Raw genomic sequence first — 17,746 nt, forward strand, 5'->3', positions numbered from 1 at the left:
GATACGGCGGTGCCCGGGCCCCGGTGCCCTGCGGTACCGGGGCCCGGGCGTGCGGTGGGCGGCGGGCCGGGCGTCAGCCCTTGAGCTGCTCGTACGCCGGCAGCGTCAGGAAGTCGGCGTAGTCCTCGTCCAGGGCGACCGTCAGCAGCAGGTCGTGCGCCTGCTGCCAGTTCCCGGCCGTGAAGGCCTCGTCGCCGATCTCGGCGCGGATGCCGGCCAGTTCCTCGGCGGCGACCCGGCGGGCCAGCTCGGCGGTGACCTGCTCGCCGTTGTCGAGGACGACCTCCGCGTTGATCCACTGCCAGATCTGCGAGCGGGAGATCTCGGCGGTGGCCGCGTCCTCCATCAGGTTGAAGATGGCCACCGCGCCGAGGCCGCGCAGCCACGCCTCGATGTAGCGGATGCCGACCTGCACGGCGTTGACCAGGCCCGCGTACGTCGGCCTGGCCTCCAGCGAGTCGATCGCGATCAGGTCGGCCGCCTTCACGTCCACGTCCTCGCGCAGCCGGTCCTTCTGGTTCGGCCTGTCGCCGAGGACCTTGTCGAAGGACTCCATGGCGATCGGGACCAGGTCGGGGTGGGCGACCCAGGAGCCGTCGAAGCCGTCGCCGGCCTCGCGGTCCTTGTCGGCGCGGACCTTCTCGAAGGCCACCTTGTTGACCTCGGGGTCCCGGCGCGAGGGGATGAACGCCGCCATGCCGCCGATCGCGTGCGCGCCGCGCTTGTGGCAGGTGCGCACGAGGAGTTCGGTGTACGCCCGCATGAACGGGGCGGTCATCGTCACCGCGTTGCGGTCCGGGAGCACGAACTTCTCGCCGCCGTCACGGAAGTTCTTGACGATGGAGAACAGGTAGTCCCAGCGGCCGGCGTTCAGCCCGGAGGCGTGGTCGCGCAGCTCGTAGAGGATCTCCTCCATCTCGTACGCGGCCGTGATCGTCTCGATCAGGACGGTGGCGCGGACGGTGCCCTGCGGGATGCCGACGTAGTCCTGCGCGAAGACGAAGATCTCGTTCCAGAGGCGGGCCTCCAGGTGGGACTCCGTCTTCGGGAGGTAGAAGTACGGGCCCTTGCCCAGGTCGAGCAGCCGCTGGGCGTTGTGGAAGAAGTACAGGCCGAAGTCGACCAGGGCGCCGGGGACCGGGCGTCCGTCGACCTGGAGGTGGCGCTCGTCGAGGTGCCAGCCGCGCGGGCGCACGACAACCGTCGCCAGTTCCTCGGCCGGGCGCAGGGCGTACGACTTGCCGGTGCGCTCGTCGGTGAAGTCGATGGTGCGGGTGTAGGCGGCGGTCAGGTTGAGCTGGCCGAGGACGACGTTCTCCCAGGTCGGGGCGGAGGCGTCCTCGAAGTCCGCGAGCCAGACCCGCGCGCCCGAGTTGAGGGCGTTGATGGTCATCTTGCGGTCGGTCGGGCCGGTGATCTCGACCCGGCGGTCGTTCAGCGCGGCCGGAGCGGGGGCCACCTTCCAGGAGTCGTCCGCGCGGACGGCGGCGGTCTCCGGGAGGAAGTCGAGCGTGGAGGTGCGGGCGATCTCGGCGCGGCGCTCCGCACGGCGGGCGAGGAGCTCGTCACGCCGGGGCGTGAACCGCCGGTGCAGCTCGGCCACGAAGGCGAGCGCCGCATCGGTGAGGACCTCCTCCTGCCGGGGCAGGGGCTCGGCGTCGACGATGGCCAGCGTGGACGGCGCTGGTGCGGACATGAGCTGTCACTTCCTTCAGCGGTGGCACCGGGTGCCAACGGGCACGTATGGGGCAAAGTGCACCCTCTGTGCGGTGGGGTGCTTCTGGTCAGTGGATAGTAGTTTCCTCATCGTGGAACTTCAATGGTTTGTTGATGTCGAGATTCTCCGGGTCGAGGGACAGTGGCGCTCAGTGCCACCTCCCTCACTCAAGGTGGCGCAGGTCGGCCGGTGTGTCGATGTCGTACGGCCGCGCCACGTCGCCGCACTCGACGAGTGCGATCTCGGCCTCGTGTTCCCTCAGGTAGGCGCGTGCCCCCCGGTCACCGGTCGCAGTCGCCGTGACGCCCGCCCAATGGGCCGCGCCGAGGAGGACGGGGTGCCCTCGCACACCCCCGTACGTCGCCGAGACGAGTGACGTCCCGTCCCGGTGGCCGGCGCGCACCCGTGCCGTCGCCTCCACGCCGATGCCGGGCTGGTCCACCAGCGACACCAGCGCCGCCTCCGCCCCCGTGCCGGAGAGCGAGGCGAGTCCGGCGCGCAGTGAGGTGCCCATGCCCTGCTCCCAGGCGGGGTTGTCCACCAGGACGCATCCCCCGAGCGCGGACGCCGCCCGCGCGCGCACCTCCTGCGCCCGGGCCCCCAGGACCACGTGCACGCGGGCGCAGCCGGCCGCGCGCAGCACGCCGACCGCGTGTTCGACGAGCAGATGTCCGCGGTGCTCGAGCAGTGCCTTGGGCCGGCCGCCGAGCCGCCGTCCGCCGCCCGCGGCGAGGAGCAGTCCGGCCACCTGGTCTTCGTTGTCCGCCATGGGTCCTGCATACCTGACCGCATGTCAAACGTCCCGGCGCGCCCCCGTTCCCATGGGACTGAATTTCGGCGGGCGCGGTGGCGCGTCCGGCGCCCGGTGGCGTTTACTGGCCCGCGTCCCCGGCGCCCGACCACCGCCAGGGGGCGCTCGGCACGTTCACCACGCAGGGGTGCACGAACGGAGTGCGAGGGGGAGGGGCTGTGTTGCGGAGCCTGGGGCAGAGGCAAGTGGCCGTCGGTGACGAGGACGTGAGAGTGGCGGCACTGCGGACCGCGGTGTCCCGGTTGCGCCGCCGGCTCGCCCTGCTGCCCGCCGACTTCCCGGACCGGCTCATCGCCGAGGACGAACTGGCCGACCTGGCCGCGATGGCGGACAACGGCGCCCCGGAGGTGCCGAGGCTGCGCCGCTCCCTGCTGCTGATAGCCGGTGCGATCGGCTCCGTCAGTGCCCTGTCGCAGGGGCTGGCGGACGTCCGGCACGCCGTCGAGCTGTTCGGGGACCCGCCGGGGCGGTGAGGCGCCGCCGTACGACGGGCGCGGCCCCCGGCGCCGCCGCCGGGGGCTCCTGGGTGTTCCTGCCGCGGATCAGGCGGCCGGGTTGCCGTTCGAGGCGAGCAGCGCCTCCGAGAGTTCGGCGGCCACCTGCTGGAGCAGCGGCACCATCCGGTCGGTCGCGGCCTCCGTGACGCGGCCCGCCGGACCGGAGATGGAGATGGCCGCCGCGGAGGGGGAGTTCGGCACGGACACGGCCAGGCACCGCACCCCGATCTCCTGCTCGTTGTCGTCGATCGCGTATCCCTGGCGCCGCACGTCCTCCAGCGCCGCGATGAACCCGTCCGGCGTGGTGATCGTCTTCTCCGTCGCGGCCGGCATGCCGGTGCGGCCCAGCAGGGCCCGCACCTCCTCCGCCGGGAAGTCCGCGAGCAGCGCCTTGCCGACGCCCGTCGAGTGCGGCAGGACCCGGCGGCCGACCTCGGTGAACATGCGCATCGAGTGCTTGGACGGCACCTGGGCGACGTAGACGATCTCGTCCCCGTCCAGCAGCGCCATGTTCGCCGTCTCGCCGGTCTCCTCGACCAGCCGGGCCAGGTGCGGGCGCGCCCAGGTGCCCAGCAGCCGGGAGGCGGACTCGCCGAGCCGGATCAGGCGCGGGCCGAGCGCGTAGCGCCGGTTGGGCTGCTGGCGTACGTAGCCGCAGGCCACCAGCGTGCGCATCAGGCGGTGGATGGTGGGCAGCGGCAGCCCGCTGCTCGCGGAGAGCTCGCTCAGGCCGACCTCGCCGCCCGCGTCCGCCATCCGTTCGAGCAGGTCGAAGGCGCGTTCCAGGGACTGGACGCCACCTGTGGCGGACCTGGCGGAGTCGGTGGTGCTGGCGCTGGACGTCGGCACGGCACGTTCCTTTCGGGGCTGGCGGGAGGGCAGAAGCCTACCCGGCGGCCGGTTGACTCCCCGCTTGTACATAGCTACGTTCTGTCTGTCGGAATTCTAATTCCGCTTTGTGGAAACGTCCAGAGCGGGGCCGTCGGATGCGTCCTTCCAAAGGGTGCCTCTTGACGGCGTGGAACGGGAAGTGAAGACTCCTTCAACAGAACGTTGAAGTCCGTTACGTGGTGAGAGATCCCGTTTCCCGGATGTGGACCGGCGGGCCGGCGATGGCCCGGCGGCGGAACGACTGCAGAGAGAGGGGTCCGGGTGTCCCAGGCCGAACTGGTGCTGCGCTCGACGCGCGTCGTCACTCCCGAGGGCATACGCGCCGCGTCCGTCGTGGTGAGCGGCGGCACGATCACGGACGTGCTCCCGCACGACGCGCCCGTACCGGCGGGTGCCCGCCTGGAGGACGTCGGCGACCACGTCGTCCTGCCGGGTCTGGTCGACACCCACGTGCACGTCAACGACCCCGGGCGCACCGAGTGGGAGGGCTTCTGGACCGCCACCCGCGCCGCGGCGGCCGGCGGCGTGACCACCCTCGTCGACATGCCGCTCAACTCCATACCGCCGACCACCACGGTCGCGAACCTGCGCACCAAGCAGCAGGTCGCCGCCGACAAGGCACACATCGACGTCGGTTTCTGGGGCGGCGCCCTGCCCGACAACGTCAAGGACCTGCGCCCGCTGCACGAGGCCGGCGTCTACGGTTTCAAGGCGTTCCTGTCGCCGTCGGGCGTGGACGAGTTCCCGCACCTCGACCAGGAGCAGCTCGCCCGGTCCCTCGCCGAGATCGCCGCCTTCGACGGCCTGCTCATCGTGCACGCGGAGGACCCGCACCACCTGGCCGCCGCCCCGCAGCAGGGCGGCCCGAAGTACGCGCACTTCCTCGCCAGCCGCCCGCGCGACGCCGAGGACACCGCCATCGCCACGCTCGTCGAGCAGGCGAAGCGTTTCAACGCGCGCGTGCACGTGCTGCACCTGTCCTCCAGCGACGCCCTCCCGCTGATCGCCGAGGCCCGGGCCGAGGGCGTCCGCCTCACCGTGGAGACCTGCCCGCACTACCTCACGCTCACCGCCGAGGAGGTGCCGGACGGGGCGAGCGAGTTCAAGTGCTGCCCGCCCATCCGCGAGGCCGCCAACCAGGACCTGCTGTGGCAGGCACTGGCGGACGGCACCATCGACTGCGTGGTCACCGACCACTCGCCGTCCACCGCCGACCTGAAGACCGACGACTTCGCCACCGCCTGGGGCGGCATCGCCGGTCTCCAGCTGAGCCTGGCGGCCATGTGGACCGCGGCCCGCGAGCGCGGCCACGGCCTGGAGGACATCGTCCGCTGGATGTCGGCGAACACCTCCCGCCTCGTGGGGCTGGACGCCCGCAAGGGCGCCGTCGCGCCGGGCCACGACGCCGACTTCGCCGTCCTCGCCCCCGACGAGACCTTCACCGTCGACCCGGCCGGCCTCCAGCACCGCAACCGCGTCACCGCGTACGCGGGCAAGACCCTGTACGGCGTCGTGAAGTCCACCTGGCTGCGCGGAGAGCGCATCGTGGCGGACGGCGCGTTCACCGACCCGAAGGGACAGCTCCTCACCCGGACCCCCTGACACGTCCGGACCTGCCCCAAGACCCATCCCGAACGACCCCGGAAGGAACACCTGATCACCGTGACGGCCCAGCAGAACACCTCGTTGGCCAGCTTCACCGGAGACGCGAACCCCTACGGAGGCGGTGACCCGTACGCGGACTACCGCACGGCCGACCTCCCCTTCACCCAGTACGCCAACCTCGCCGACCGGCGACTGGGGGCCGGTGTCGTCGCCGCCAACGACGAGTTCTTCGCCCAGCGGGAGAACCTGCTGGTGCCCGAGCGCGCCGAGTTCGACCCCGAGCACTTCGGGCACAAGGGCAAGGTCATGGACGGCTGGGAGACCCGCCGGCGCCGCGGGGCCTCGGCCGAGGACCCCTGGCCCACCGAGGACGACCACGACTGGGCGCTGATCCGCCTGGGCGCACCCGGCGTGATCCGCGGCATCGTCGTCGACACGGCCCACTTCCGCGGCAACTATCCGCAGGCGGTGTCCGTCGAGGGCGCCTCGGTCGCGGGCTCCCCGTCGCCGGAGGAGCTCCTCGCGGACGACGTGAAGTGGACGACCCTCGTCCCGCGCACCGCGGTCGGCGGCCACGCGGCCAACGGCTTCGCCGTCTCCGCCGAGCAGCGCTTCACCCACCTGCGCCTCAAGCAGCACCCCGACGGCGGCATCGCCCGCCTGCGCGTGCACGGCGAGGTCGTCCCGGACCCCGCGTGGCTCGCGGCGCTCGGCACCTTCGACGTGGTCGCGCTGGAGAACGGCGGCCAGGTCGAGGACGCCTCCAACCTCTTCTACTCGCCGGCCACCAACACCATCCAGCCGGGCCGCTCGCGCAAGATGGACGACGGCTGGGAGACCCGCCGCCGCCGCGACCGGGGCAACGACTGGATCAGCTACCGGCTGGCCGGCCGCTCCCAGATCCGCGCGATCGAGATCGACACGGCGTACCTGAAGGGCAACTCGGCGGGCTGGGCGTCGGTTTCGGTGAAGGACGGTGCGGACGGCGAGTGGCGCGAGGTGCTGCCCCGCACCCGCATGCAGCCCGACACCAACCACCGCTTCGTCCTGCCCGAGGCGGCCGTCGGCACCCACGCGCGCGTGGACATCTTCCCCGACGGCGGCATCTCCCGGCTGCGCCTGTTCGGCTCCCTGACGGAGGACGGCACGGCCGGCCTGGCCGCCCGCCACCAGGAACTGGGCGGCTGACGCACGGACCGGCCGGCCCGGCGACGGGGAACGGCCGGTCCCGCTCACCCGCGGGGCGCACCGGCAGGACAGCACCGGTGCGCCCCGCGCGCATGCCCTTCAGGGCCCGCGCCGCGTGTCGCTACGCCGCGTGGCCGCCGTCCACCGCGAACTCCGCGCCGCGTGTCGTTACGCCGCGTGGCCGCCGTCCACCGCGAACTCCGCGCCGGTGACGTAGGAGGCGGCCGCCAGGTACGCCACCGTCGACGCCACCTCGTCCGCCGTACCGAAACGGCCCAGTGCCGTCATGGCCGCCTGCCCGTCGGCGTAGGGGCCGTCCGCCGGGTTCATGTCCGTGTCGATCGGGCCCGGGTGGACGATGTTCGCCGTGATCCCGCGCGGGCCCAGCTCCCTCGCCAGGGCCTTGGTCAGCCCGATCAGCGCCGACTTGCTCATCGCGTAGAGCGTGCCGCCGGGGCCCGGGACCCGCTGGGTCATGCAGGTGCCGACGGTGATGATCCGCCCGCCCCCGGTCATCCGCGCCGCGGCGGCCCGCGAGGTCAGGAAGACGCCGCGCACGTTCACGGCCAGCAGCCGGTCCACGTCGGCGAGGGACAGGCTCTCCATCGGGCCCAGCAGTCCCAGGCCCACGTTGTTGACCAGTACGTCGAGGCCGCTACCGAGCGCCTCGGCCGCCCGCTCGACCGCGCCCGCCGCCTCCTCCGCGTCCGCGGAGTCCGCCCGCAGGGCCACCGCCCGGCGCCCCACTGCCCCGACGGCCCGCACGACGTCCTCGGCCGCGTCCTTGTTGTTCACATAGGTGAGGGCGACGTCCGCGCCCTCCCGCGCCAGGCGCAGCGCGGTGGCCGCGCCAATGCCACGGCTGCCCCCCGTCACCAGGGCCGTCCGGCCGGCCAGGGGAGCGGATGCGTTCGTGTTCGTGTTCGTCAGCATGTCCATGGGTCCATCCCAGCGGGCCCCGTACGCCGTCGCTGGCGGCGGACGGACATCGACCTCGCCCGTGGTGGGCGTGCCCGGCACGGGGTGAGGTCGCAGGAAACACATGGGACGTCCGGCGAAGCTCCACAGTCTTGTCATTGACATGCCATCGTCTACGCGCGTCATCATGAGGGCATGCGATTCCCCCCACGCGCCGCACGGATCGGCGCCGCAGCCGCAGTCCTCTCCGCCCTCCTCGTGGGCGGTTCCGTCTCCGCGACCACGGCGGGCGCCGCCACCGCCGCGGTCGGCGACATCTGCTACAGCGACCTGCCCTCGCAGGCGCACGACACGCTCGGCCTGATCGAGCAGGGCGGGCCCTACCCCTACGACCAGGACGGCACCGTCTTCCAGAACCGGGAGGGCGTCCTGCCCGACCGGTCCACCGGCTACTACCACGAGTACACGGTGATCACCCCGGGCTCCGACACCCGCGGAGCGCGCCGCATCGTCACCGGCGAGGCGGACCAGGAGGACTACTACACGGCCGACCACTACGCCTCGTTCGACCTGGTCGACCACGGCTGCTGAGCCCCGGGCGCCCGGAAGGCGCCCCCGCGCCCGCCGGTGATCAGCCGTCACCGCTGTGCTCGGCGGCGGCGAACAGGGCGAGTGCCAGCACCACGAGGGCGACGCTCGCGTAGACCTCGTAGCCGTCCAGTACACCGAGCCGGTGCACGAACCCCCAGTTCCAGTCGGTGAACTCGTGCACCAGGCCCGCCACGCCCTGCACCAGGGCGAGGAATCCGACGATCTCCAGCAGCTTCTTCATGCCCCAGACCCTCGCCCCGCGGACCCCCCACCCACATCGGCCGCGGGGCGAGTGATGCCCTGCCGAAGTCCGCGTCGCCCGCCGCCCGGTACGCCGAAGGTCTACGGCCCCGCGACTTCGGTAGGGGATGCGCCGCGCGCCGCTGCCGGGGCGGCCGGCCCTGCGTAGATTCGACCGCGTGAGCGACAACAGGACGGTGCCGACCACCCCGGCGTTCCCCGCGCGGCGCTGGCTGCTGCCGTCGGCGCTGGCCGACGGGCTCGACCCGGACGCCCGCGGGTCCGGGTGCCGGTCCCGCCGCACCGCCCGGGACTGGCTCGTCGACTTCACGTGCTTCGCGCTGGCCGTCCTGATCGGCCTGCTGAGCGTCGACACCCTGGACCAGGAGCCGGGCCTCCCCCACGGCTGGGGGATCGCCGACCAGCTGATCGGCGCCCTGGCGTGCGCCGCGGTGTGGCTCAGGCGCCGGTGGCCGGTCGGGCTGGCCGTGGCGCTCGTGCCCGTCGGGCTCGTCTCGGTCACGTCGGGCGGCGCCGCCCTCGTCTCCCTGTTCACCGTGGCCGTGCACCGGCCCTTCCGGTACACGGCCTGGCTGACCGGCGTCAACGTGCTGATGCAGCCCGTCCTCTACTGGCTGCGCCCCGACCCCCAACTGCCCTACCTGGCCGCGAACCTCCTCGGCATCCTGCTCGCGATCACCACGGCGGCTTGGGGCATGCTCGCCCGGTCCCGGCGCCAGCTCCTGCTCAGCCTGCGCGACCGCGCCCGGCGCGCGGAGACCGAAGCGCGGCTGCGGGCCGAGCAGGCGCAGCGCCTGGCACGGGAGGCCATCGCCCGCGAGATGCACGACGTCCTCGCCCACCGGCTGACGCTGCTCAGCGTGCACGCGGGCGCCCTGGAGTTCCGGCCCGACGCGTCCCGCGAAGAGGTGGCGCGGGCGGCCGGCGTCATCCGCGAGAGCGCGCACGAGGCCCTCCAGGACCTGCGGGAGATCATCGGCGTGCTGCGGGCCGGCGAGTCCGACGACGGACGCCGTCCGCAGCCGACTCTCGCGGCACTGGACACCCTGGTCGCGGAGTCCCGGCAGGCCGGCATGGAGGTGGCCTTCGTCCGGCACGTCACCGACCCCGCCGCCGTCCCCGCCTCCGTGGGCCGCACCGCCTACCGCGTCGTCCAGGAGGCCCTGACCAACGCCCGCAAACACGCGCCCGGTACCGAGGTCGCCCTCTGGGTCACCGGAGCACCGGGCGACGGCCTCGCGGTGCGCGTGCGCAACGCCCCGCCCGCCGGGGACGTGCCCGAGGTGCCGGGTTCCGGGCAGGGCCTGATCGGGCTGACCGAGCGCGCGACGCTGGCGGGCGGCGGCCTGGAGCACGGTCCCACCGCCGACGGCGGCTTCGAGGTGCGGGCCCGGCTGCCGTGGGGGTGAGTGCCGGGACCCCGCCCCGGCGTCCTGACGAGTCGTCACCCGCCGTGCGCCGCACGTGCGGTGACCCGTGTGCGATCCCTCCGGCGACCGTGATTACGTGAGGCCATGACTGCGATCAGACTGCTCCTCGTCGACGACGACCCGCTGGTGCGGGCGGGACTGTCCTTCATGCTGGGCGGCGCCGACGACGTGGAGATCGTCGGCGAGGCCGCCGACGGCGACGAGGTGCCGGCGCTCGTCGACCGCACCCGCCCGGACGTCGTCCTCATGGACATCCGGATGCCCGGGGTGGACGGCCTGACGGCCACCGAACGGCTGCGGGGCCGCCCGGACGCCCCCCAGGTCGTCGTGCTGACCACGTTCCACGCCGACGAGCAGGTGCTGCGGGCCCTGCGCGCGGGCGCCGCCGGATTCGTGCTCAAGGACACCCCGCCCGCGGAGATCCTCGACGCGGTGCGCAAGGTCGCCGCCGGCGACCCGGTCCTGTCGCCCGCCGTGACCCGGCGGCTGATGGAGCGGGCGGCCGGCACCTCCGCCGACACCCGGCGCGTGCGGGCGCGGGCCCGCATCGCCGCGCTGAACGACCGTGAACGCGAGGTCGCCGTCGCCGTCGGGCGGGGCCTGGCCAACGCCGCCGTCGCGGCGGAGCTCTACATGAGCGTCGCCACCGTCAAGACCCACGTCTCCCGCATCCTGGCCAAGCTGGACCTCGACAACCGGGTGCAGATCGCGCTGCTGGCGTACGACGCGGGCCTCCTGGACGAGCGCCACGACGACGCCGCCGGCTAGGGCCCCGGCCCGGCGGGGCACACGTCGCCGGAGCGACGAGCCCCGCGGCCGCGGGAAGCACGCCGGTGAGCCGAGCCCCGCGGCCGCGGGAAGCACGCCGGTGAGCCGAGCCCCGCGGCCGCGGAAAGGGCCGGTGCGACGACCCCGCAGCCGTCGGATGCGGCCGCTCAGCCCGCCGCCGGCTCCGTCCCGCCCGGCAGTTCCGCCGGCCGCACCGCCCTGCGCTCCCGCCGGGAGATCTCGCACGCCTCGGCGATCCGCAGGGCCAGCAGCGCCTCGCGGCCGTCGCACGGGTTGGCCCGCTCGCCGCGCACCACCTCCACGAACGCGGCCAGCTCCGCCTCGTAGGCGGGCCCGAACCGCTCCACGAAGCCGGTCCACGGCTTGTCGGCGGCCGGCGGCCCGGTCGGCTCGGTGGACGCGATGGGCGTACGGTCGTCCAGCCCGACGACGATCTGGTCGAGCTCCCCGGCCAGCTCCATGCGCACGTCGTACCCCGCGCCGTTCAGCCGCGTCGCGGTCACCGTGGCCAGCGTGCCGTCGTCCAGCGTCAGCAGCGCCGCGCCCGTGTCCACGTCGCCCGCCGCGCGGAACGCCGGCGGCCCGGCGTCGGACCCGGTGGCGTGGACGTCGACGACCTCCCGGCCGGTCACCCAGCGCAGCGCGTCGAAATCGTGGATCAGCGTGTCCCGGAAGAGCCCGCCGGACTGCGACAGGTAGGCGGCGGGCGGCGGCGCCTGGTCGCTCGTCACCGCCCGGACGGTGTGCAGCCGGCCCAGCCGCCCGGACCGCACCGCCTCCCGCGCCCCGGTGTACCCGGCGTCGAAGCGGCGCTGGAACCCCATCTGCAGAATCGTCCCCGCGCTCTCCACCTCGGCGATCGCCTGCAGGGTGCCGGCCAGGTCGAGCGCGATGGGCTTCTCGCAGAACACCGGCAGCCCCGCGCGCGCCGCCCGGCCGATCAGTTCGGCGTGGGCCGGCGTCGCCGTCGTGATCACCACGGCGTCCACGCCCCACCGGAAGATCTCGTCCACCCCGGGCGCCGCCGTCTCGCCCAGCCGGTGGGCCAGGTCCTGCGCCCGCGCCAGGTCCGCGTCCGTGAGGATCAGGGACCCGACGTCGCGGTGGCGGCTGAGCGTGTTGGCGTGGACCGTGCCGATGCGGCCCGTACCGATGACCCCGATGCGCATGGAATCAAAGTGGGCTCACCGCCCGCGCACTGTCAATGCGTATGTCCGGACAACCGAACTACACGACTTCCCGTCAACAGCGCACGGAGCTACGCTCGGCCCGTGCCGAAACCAGAAGTGGACCCGACCGTGGCGCTGGAGCTCAGCGTGGATCGCAGCAGCCCCGTGCCGCTATACTTCCAGCTGTCGCAGCAGCTGGAGGCGGCGATCGAGCACGGGGCGCTGACGCCGGGGAGCCTGCTGGGCAACGAGATCGAGCTCGCCGCGCGGCTCGGCCTGTCCCGGCCCACCGTCCGCCAGGCCATCCAGTCCCTGGTCGACAAGGGCCTGCTCGTGCGCCGCCGCGGAGTCGGCACCCAGGTGGTGCACAGCCAGGTCAAGCGCCCGCTCGAACTCAGCAGCCTCTACGACGACCTGGAGGCGGCCGGGCAGCGTCCGGCCACGAAACTCCTGGTCAACACGGTCGTCCCGGCCACCGCCGAGGTCGCCGCGGCGCTCGGCGTGGCCGAGGGCGGCGACGTGCACCGGGTGGAGCGGCTGCGCCTCGCGCACGGGGAACCGATGGCGTACCTGTGCAACCACCTGCCGCCCGGTCTCCTCGACCTGGACACCGCGCAACTGGAGGCCACCGGCCTCTACCGGCTCATGCGCGCCGCCGGGATCACCCTGCACAGCGCCCGCCAGTCCATCGGAGCCCGCGCCGCCACCGCCGCCGAGGCCGAGCGGCTCGGCGAGGAGGAGGGCGCACCGCTGCTCACCATGCGGCGCACGACGTTCGACGACACCGGTCGCGCGGTCGAGCTGGGCACGCACACCTACCGGCCGTCCCGCTACTCCTTCGAGTTCCAGCTGCTCGTACGGTCCTGACCCGCGCCGGCCGGCGGGCCCGGTCCGCCGTGCGCGTTGGTCTCAATGTCCGGACAATGTGACCGACCGCCGCTCCCCGGCACCACGTGACCGACGCCCGTGACGGACAATGGGGCGTTTGGGGTTTCCAGAGCCCACCAGCACAGCACGGCACAGCAAGAAGGGCACGGCCTCGTGGCACGGTTTCGGACCTGGGTAGGCATCGCACTGGCGGGGGCACTGTCGGTGTCCCTGGCCGGCTGCAGCAGCACCGGCGGCAAGCGCGCCGAGGACGCCCGCAAGGCCGCGGCGGCCCAAGGGAAGGCGGCGGTGAACACCCCCCGCTGGACCTTCGCGATGATCACCCACTCGGGTGACGGCGACACCTTCTGGGACATCGTCCAGAGCGGCGCCGAGCAGGCGGCACTGAAGGACAACATCAACTTCGTGTACTCGCACGACGACGAGGCGCAGCAGCAGGCGCAGCTCGTGGACGCGGCCGTCGACAAGAAGGTCGACGGGATCATCGTCACACTCGCCAAGCCCGACGCCATGAGGGCCGCCCTCGCCCGCGCCGCGAAGGCCGGCATCCCGGTGGTCACCGTGAACTCCGGCTCGCAGGAGTCGAAGGAGTTCGGCGCGCTCAGCCACATCGGGCAGGACGAGACGATCGCCGGCGAGGCCGTCGGCGAGGAGCTGAACGAGCGCGGCCGCAAGCGCGCGCTCTGCGTCCTGCACGAGCAGGGCAACGTCGGTCACGAGCAGCGCTGCGACGGCGTCGAGAAGACCTTCGACGGCAAGGTCGAGCGGCTCTACGTCAACGGCACCAGCATGCCGGACGTGCAGTCCGCCCTCGAGGCCAAGCTCCAGACCGACAAGTCCGTCGACGCGGTCATCACCCTCGGCGCCCCCTACGCCGACACGGCCGTGAAGGCCAAGCAGGGCGCGGGCAGCAAGGCCGAGATCGACACCTTTGACCTCAACGCCAAGGTGGCCGCGGGCCTCGAGGACGGCACCCTCGGCTTCGCCGTCGACCAGCAGCCCTACCTCCAGGGCTACGAGGCGGTCGACCTGCTGTGGCTGTACCGGTACAACGCCGACGTCCTCGGCGGCGGCCGGCCGGTGCTCACCGGACCGCAGATCATCACCAAGGACGACGCGGCCGCGCTGGCCGACTACACGGAGCGGGGCACCCGATGAGCGCCACGGGGGTGAAGGACGCCGACGAAAGGATTCTGCACACCTCTGTGCCGCGGAAGCTGCTGGGCCGTCCGGAGCTCGGGTCCGTGGTCGGCGCGATCGCGGTCTTCGTCTTCTTCGCGTTCTTCGCCGACAGCTTCCTGCGCGCCTCCAGCCTGAGCACCGTGCTCTACGCCGCCTCCACGATCGGCATCATGGCCGTGCCCGTGGCGCTGCTGATGATCGGCGGCGAGTTCGACCTGTCCGCGGGCGTCATGGTCACCTCGTCGGCCCTGGTGTCGTCGATGTTCAGCTACCAGATGACCGCCAACGTCTGGGTCGGCGTCGGTGTGTCGTTGCTGGTCACCCTGGCGATCGGCGCCTTCAACGGCTTCATGCTGACCCGTACGAAGCTGCCCAGCTTCATCATCACGCTCGGCACGTTCCTGATGCTGACCGGCATGAACCTGGGCTTCACCAAGCTGATCGACGGCACCGTCTCCACCAAGTCGATCGACGACATGGAGGGCTTCCCCTCCGCCCGCGACGTCTTCGCCTCGACGATCACCGTCGGCGGCGTCGGCTTCAAGGTCACCATCCTGTGGTGGCTCGCCCTGGTCGCCGTCGCCAGCTGGATCCTGCTGCGCACCCGCGCCGGCAACTGGATCTTCGCGGTCGGCGGCAACAAGGACGCCGCCCGCGCGGTCGGCGTCCCGGTCACCAGGACCCGGGTCGGCCTGTACATGGGCGTGGCGTTCGGCGCCTGGATCTCGGGCCAGCACCTGCTCTTCTCGTACGACGTCGTCCAGTCCGGTGAGGGCGTCGGCAACGAACTGATCTACATCATCGCCGCCGTCATCGGCGGCTGCCTGATCACCGGCGGCTACGGCAGCGCCGTCGGCTCGGCGGTCGGCGCCCTCATCTTCGGCATGACCAGCAAGGGCATCGTCTTCGCCGAGTGGAACCCCGACTGGTTCAAGTTCTTCCTCGGAGCGATGCTGCTCCTCGCGACCCTGCTCAACGCCTGGGTCCGCAAGCGCGCGGAGGCCACCAAGTGACGCAGACCGACAGCCGCCCGGCGCTCGTGGAGCTGTCCGGCGTCAGCAAGCAGTACGGCAACGTCCGCGCCCTCGAGGGCGTGTCGCTGGCCGTCCACGCCGGTGAGATCACCTGCGTGCTGGGCGACAACGGCGCCGGCAAGTCCACCCTGATCAAGATCATCGCGGGCCTCCACCAGCACGACGGCGGCACGCTCGCCCTCGACGGGGAGGAGACCCGCCTCTCCTCCCCGCGCGAGGCCCTGGACCGGGGCATCGCCACCGTCTACCAGGACCTGGCCGTCGTCCCGCTGATGCCGGTCTGGCGGAACTTCTTCCTCGGCTCCGAGCCGCGCAAGGGCACCGGCCCCTTCAAGCGCATGGACGTCGACCACATGCGCCGCACCACCCGCGCGGAACTCCTGCGCATGGGCATCGACCTGCGCGACGTCGACCAGCCCATCGGCACCCTCTCCGGCGGCGAACGCCAGTGCGTGGCCATCGCCCGCGCGGTGCACTTCGGCGCGAAGGTCCTGGTGCTCGACGAGCCGACGGCGGCCCTCGGCGTGAAGCAGTCGGGCGTCGTCCTGAAGTACGTGGCGGCGGCCCGCGACCAGGGCCTGGGTGTTGTCCTCATCACCCACAACCCGCACCACGCGTACCTGGTGGGCGACCGGTTCGTCCTGCTCAAGCGCGGCACGATGGTTGGCAACCACGAGCGCGACGACATCACGCTGGACGAGTTGACCCGCCAGATGGCAGGCGGAAACGAGCTGGACGATCTACGCCACGAGCTGCAGCGCACCCAGGGGCGCGGGACCGTGTAACTCGCGGCTCCGCCGCGTGGGCGCGAGTAACCACGACGCACCCGCATCCGGCGACGAACCGATCCACCCGCCCCCGTCGCATTCGGCACCCGGCGGAGCCGTGCGGCACAATCGCACCCGATGAGCACCTACCGCGACTTCACCGCCCCCATCGGCTCCCGCCGTGCCCCGGTCCTGCGCACCGTGGGCACGAGGGAACGCCGCTCGCACCTCACGGCGCCCCGCGTGCCGACGGTCGGCATCGACATCGGCGGCACGAAAGTCATGGCGGGCGTCGTCGACGCGGACGGCAACATCCTGGAGAAGCTGCGCACGGAGACCCCGGACAAGTCCAAGAGCCCCAAGGTCGTCGAGGACACCATCGTCGAACTGGTCCTGGACCTGTCCGACCGGCACGACGTGCACGCGGTGGGCATCGGCGCGGCCGGCTGGGTCGACGCCGACCGCAACCGGGTCCTGTTCGCCCCCCACCTGTCGTGGCGCAACGAACCGCTGCGCGACCGCATCGCCGGCCGCCTCGCGGTCCCCGTCCTGGTGGACAACGACGCCAACACCGCCGCCTGGGCCGAGTGGCGCTTCGGCGCCGGCCGCGGCGAGGACCACCTCGTCATGATCACGCTCGGCACCGGCATCGGCGGCGCGATCCTGGAGGACGGCCAGGTCAAGCGGGGCAAGTACGGGGTCGCCGGGGAGTTCGGCCACATGCAGGTCGTGCCGGGCGGCCACCGCTGCCCGTGCGGCAACCGCGGCTGCTGGGAGCAGTACAGCTCCGGGAACGCCCTGGTCAGGGAGGCCCGCGAGCTGGCGGCCGCCGACTCGCCGGTGGCCTACGGGATCATCGAGCACGTCAAGGGCAGCATCGGCGACATCACCGGCCCGATGATCACCGAGCTGGCCCGCGAGGGCGACGCCATGTGCGTCGAGCTGCTCCAGGACATCGGCCAGTGGCTGGGCGTCGGCATCGCCAACCTCGCGGCCGCGCTCGACCCGTCCTGCTTCGTGATCGGCGGCGGCGTGAGCGCGGCCGACGACCTGCTGATCGGCCCCGCGCGCGACGCGTTCAAGCGCCAGCTCACCGGTCGCGGCTACCGCCCCGAGGCCCGCATCGTCCGCGCCCAGCTCGGCCCCGAGGCCGGCATGGTGGGCGCCGCCGACCTGGCCCGGCTGGTGGCCCGCCGGTTCCGGCGCGCCAAGCGGCGCCGGGTGGAGCGTCACGAGCGCTACGAGCGGTACGCGGAGGCCCGCCGCACGTCCGGGGAGGCGCAGTGACGGGTCCCGGCCCGGACGGGGACGGCGCGCCGGAGGAACCCGGGCGCCCGGCCGAGGACCGCCGGCACATGATCCGCCGACGGGCGCTCACCCTGCTGATCATCGTCCTGCTCATCGGCGTCCCGGCCGGTTACCTGGTGATCTCCGCCAACCAGAGCCGCGACAGCGGCAAGGTCAAGGAGGCCAAGTACTCGGCGACCGGCCTGACCGAGGGCTGGCCGTCGAAGCTCCAGCGCCGCCTCTACGAGGTCCCCGTCCCGGTCCCCTCCGAAGAGGTCGCCTACTACGAGACGAACAACTGGAAGACCAGCCGTCTCTACGTCCAGTTCGAGACCACCGGCGCCGGCCTGGACGCCTTCCTCGCGGGCGTGGGCGTCACACGGGAGGACCTGAAGCGCGACGAGCCGGCCATCGGCGACCGCGACCAGCACATCACCGGCTGGAACTTCGAACGGCCCGGACCCTGGTGGGGCCTCGTCCACCAGCAGCCCGCCCCGGCACCCACCCACGATGTCCTCGTCAACCTGTCCGACCCGGACCGGCCGATGGTGTACGTGGTCTCCCGCACGGTTCCCTGACCGCACCCGCACCCGCACCCGCCCCGGCGCAGCCGGCCCCGGGCCGCGGTCTCCCCGCCCCGTGGACCGCCGGGGCCGATTGTCGGACCCCGCCCGTAGAGTCGAAGACAGCTGATCCGGGACGCGGGCGGGAGGTGACAGAA

Annotated in this window: 18 protein-coding genes; 12 read left to right on the forward strand and 6 right to left on the reverse strand. The window is 72.7% G+C overall.

What is annotated here, in order from left to right:
• Positions 1-73: 73 nt before the first annotated feature.
• Positions 74-1,696, reverse strand: coding sequence for a malate synthase A (gene aceB, locus ACFWJB_RS12630; RefSeq protein WP_385463190.1), 1,623 nt, complete (start codon positions 1,694-1,696; stop codon positions 74-76).
• Between the two features lie 184 nt (positions 1,697-1,880).
• A complete protein-coding gene (locus ACFWJB_RS12635) occupies positions 1,881-2,486 on the reverse strand; it encodes an NTP transferase domain-containing protein (RefSeq protein WP_385463187.1) in 606 nt (201 codons plus the stop codon).
• Positions 2,487-2,686: 200 nt separating this feature from the next.
• Between ACFWJB_RS12635 and ACFWJB_RS12640 the strand changes: the two genes are divergently transcribed.
• Positions 2,687-3,001 carry a DUF5955 family protein gene (locus ACFWJB_RS12640; protein WP_385463184.1) on the forward strand — a complete coding sequence of 105 codons (315 nt, stop codon included), beginning with the start codon at positions 2,687-2,689 and terminating at the stop codon, positions 2,999-3,001.
• Positions 3,002-3,070: 69 nt separating this feature from the next.
• On the opposite strand, the gene allR is transcribed toward ACFWJB_RS12640, so the two are convergent.
• On the reverse strand, positions 3,071-3,874 hold the full coding sequence (gene allR, locus ACFWJB_RS12645) for an allantoin degradation transcriptional regulator AllR (RefSeq protein WP_385463181.1): 804 nt from the start codon (positions 3,872-3,874) through the stop codon (positions 3,071-3,073).
• Positions 3,875-4,177: 303 nt separating this feature from the next.
• Between allR and allB the strand changes: the two genes are divergently transcribed.
• Positions 4,178-5,518, forward strand: a complete 1,341-nt coding sequence (allB, locus tag ACFWJB_RS12650; RefSeq protein ID WP_385463178.1) for an allantoinase AllB — start codon at positions 4,178-4,180, stop codon at positions 5,516-5,518.
• 60 nt (positions 5,519-5,578) lie between these two features.
• Positions 5,579-6,709 (forward strand): allantoicase, encoded by a 1,131-nt coding sequence (gene alc, locus ACFWJB_RS12655; RefSeq protein WP_385463174.1) that lies wholly within the window; start codon positions 5,579-5,581, stop codon positions 6,707-6,709.
• A gap of 168 nt (positions 6,710-6,877) precedes the next feature.
• Here the strand turns inward: alc and ACFWJB_RS12660 are convergent, their stop codons facing one another.
• The gene (locus ACFWJB_RS12660) at positions 6,878-7,642 is read right to left on the reverse strand and encodes an SDR family oxidoreductase (protein ID WP_386922052.1); all 765 of its coding nucleotides are present in this window, start codon (positions 7,640-7,642) and stop codon (positions 6,878-6,880) included.
• Positions 7,643-7,822: 180 nt separating this feature from the next.
• On the opposite strand from ACFWJB_RS12660, the gene ACFWJB_RS12665 reads away from it, so the two are divergent.
• Positions 7,823-8,218 carry a ribonuclease domain-containing protein gene (locus tag ACFWJB_RS12665; protein ID WP_385463168.1) on the forward strand — a complete coding sequence of 132 codons (396 nt, stop codon included), beginning with the start codon at positions 7,823-7,825 and terminating at the stop codon, positions 8,216-8,218.
• Between the two features lie 40 nt (positions 8,219-8,258).
• Here ACFWJB_RS12665 and ACFWJB_RS12670 read toward each other — a convergent pair whose 3' ends face one another.
• Entirely contained in the window at positions 8,259-8,459 is a 201-nt protein-coding gene (locus ACFWJB_RS12670) for a hypothetical protein (protein ID WP_386922054.1), read from the reverse strand.
• A gap of 178 nt (positions 8,460-8,637) precedes the next feature.
• On the opposite strand from ACFWJB_RS12670, the gene ACFWJB_RS12675 reads away from it, so the two are divergent.
• Together ACFWJB_RS12675 and ACFWJB_RS12680 are read left to right on the forward strand one after the other, a co-directional pair.
• Positions 8,638-9,888, forward strand: coding sequence for a sensor histidine kinase (locus ACFWJB_RS12675; RefSeq protein ID WP_386922056.1), 1,251 nt, complete (start codon positions 8,638-8,640; stop codon positions 9,886-9,888).
• 105 nt (positions 9,889-9,993) lie between these two features.
• The gene (locus ACFWJB_RS12680; protein ID WP_386922058.1) at positions 9,994-10,677 is read left to right on the forward strand and encodes a response regulator; all 684 of its coding nucleotides are present in this window, start codon (positions 9,994-9,996) and stop codon (positions 10,675-10,677) included.
• A 167-nt stretch (positions 10,678-10,844) separates the two neighbouring features.
• Here the strand turns inward: ACFWJB_RS12680 and ACFWJB_RS12685 are convergent, their stop codons facing one another.
• The gene (locus ACFWJB_RS12685; RefSeq protein ID WP_385463156.1) at positions 10,845-11,867 is read right to left on the reverse strand and encodes a Gfo/Idh/MocA family oxidoreductase; all 1,023 of its coding nucleotides are present in this window, start codon (positions 11,865-11,867) and stop codon (positions 10,845-10,847) included.
• A gap of 129 nt (positions 11,868-11,996) precedes the next feature.
• On the opposite strand from ACFWJB_RS12685, the gene ACFWJB_RS12690 reads away from it, so the two are divergent.
• From ACFWJB_RS12690 to ACFWJB_RS12715, 6 genes are all read left to right on the forward strand, one after another.
• A complete protein-coding gene (locus tag ACFWJB_RS12690) occupies positions 11,997-12,734 on the forward strand; it encodes a GntR family transcriptional regulator (protein WP_385463268.1) in 738 nt (245 codons plus the stop codon).
• A gap of 174 nt (positions 12,735-12,908) precedes the next feature.
• Positions 12,909-13,913 carry a sugar ABC transporter substrate-binding protein gene (locus tag ACFWJB_RS12695; protein WP_386922060.1) on the forward strand — a complete coding sequence of 335 codons (1,005 nt, stop codon included), beginning with the start codon at positions 12,909-12,911 and terminating at the stop codon, positions 13,911-13,913.
• Positions 13,910-14,950, forward strand: a complete 1,041-nt coding sequence (locus ACFWJB_RS12700) for an ABC transporter permease (protein WP_386922062.1) — start codon at positions 13,910-13,912, stop codon at positions 14,948-14,950. Before ACFWJB_RS12695 ends, ACFWJB_RS12700 begins: the two co-directional genes overlap by 4 nt.
• Positions 14,947-15,756, forward strand: a complete 810-nt coding sequence (locus ACFWJB_RS12705) for an ATP-binding cassette domain-containing protein (RefSeq protein ID WP_385463147.1) — start codon at positions 14,947-14,949, stop codon at positions 15,754-15,756. Before ACFWJB_RS12700 ends, ACFWJB_RS12705 begins: the two co-directional genes overlap by 4 nt.
• A 120-nt stretch (positions 15,757-15,876) precedes the next feature.
• Complete coding sequence (locus ACFWJB_RS12710) at positions 15,877-17,025, forward strand: ROK family glucokinase (protein WP_385463144.1); 1,149 nt, start codon at positions 15,877-15,879, stop codon at positions 17,023-17,025.
• A 68-nt stretch (positions 17,026-17,093) separates the two neighbouring features.
• Positions 17,094-17,603 (forward strand): sugar kinase, encoded by a 510-nt coding sequence (locus ACFWJB_RS12715; protein WP_386922065.1) that lies wholly within the window; start codon positions 17,094-17,096, stop codon positions 17,601-17,603.
• Positions 17,604-17,746: the final 143 nt, after the last annotated feature.

Origin of the sequence: Streptomyces sp. NPDC127100 (assembly GCF_042724095.1) — a bacterium.
In the GTDB taxonomy this organism is placed as follows: Bacteria; Actinomycetota; Actinomycetes; order Streptomycetales; family Streptomycetaceae; genus Streptomyces.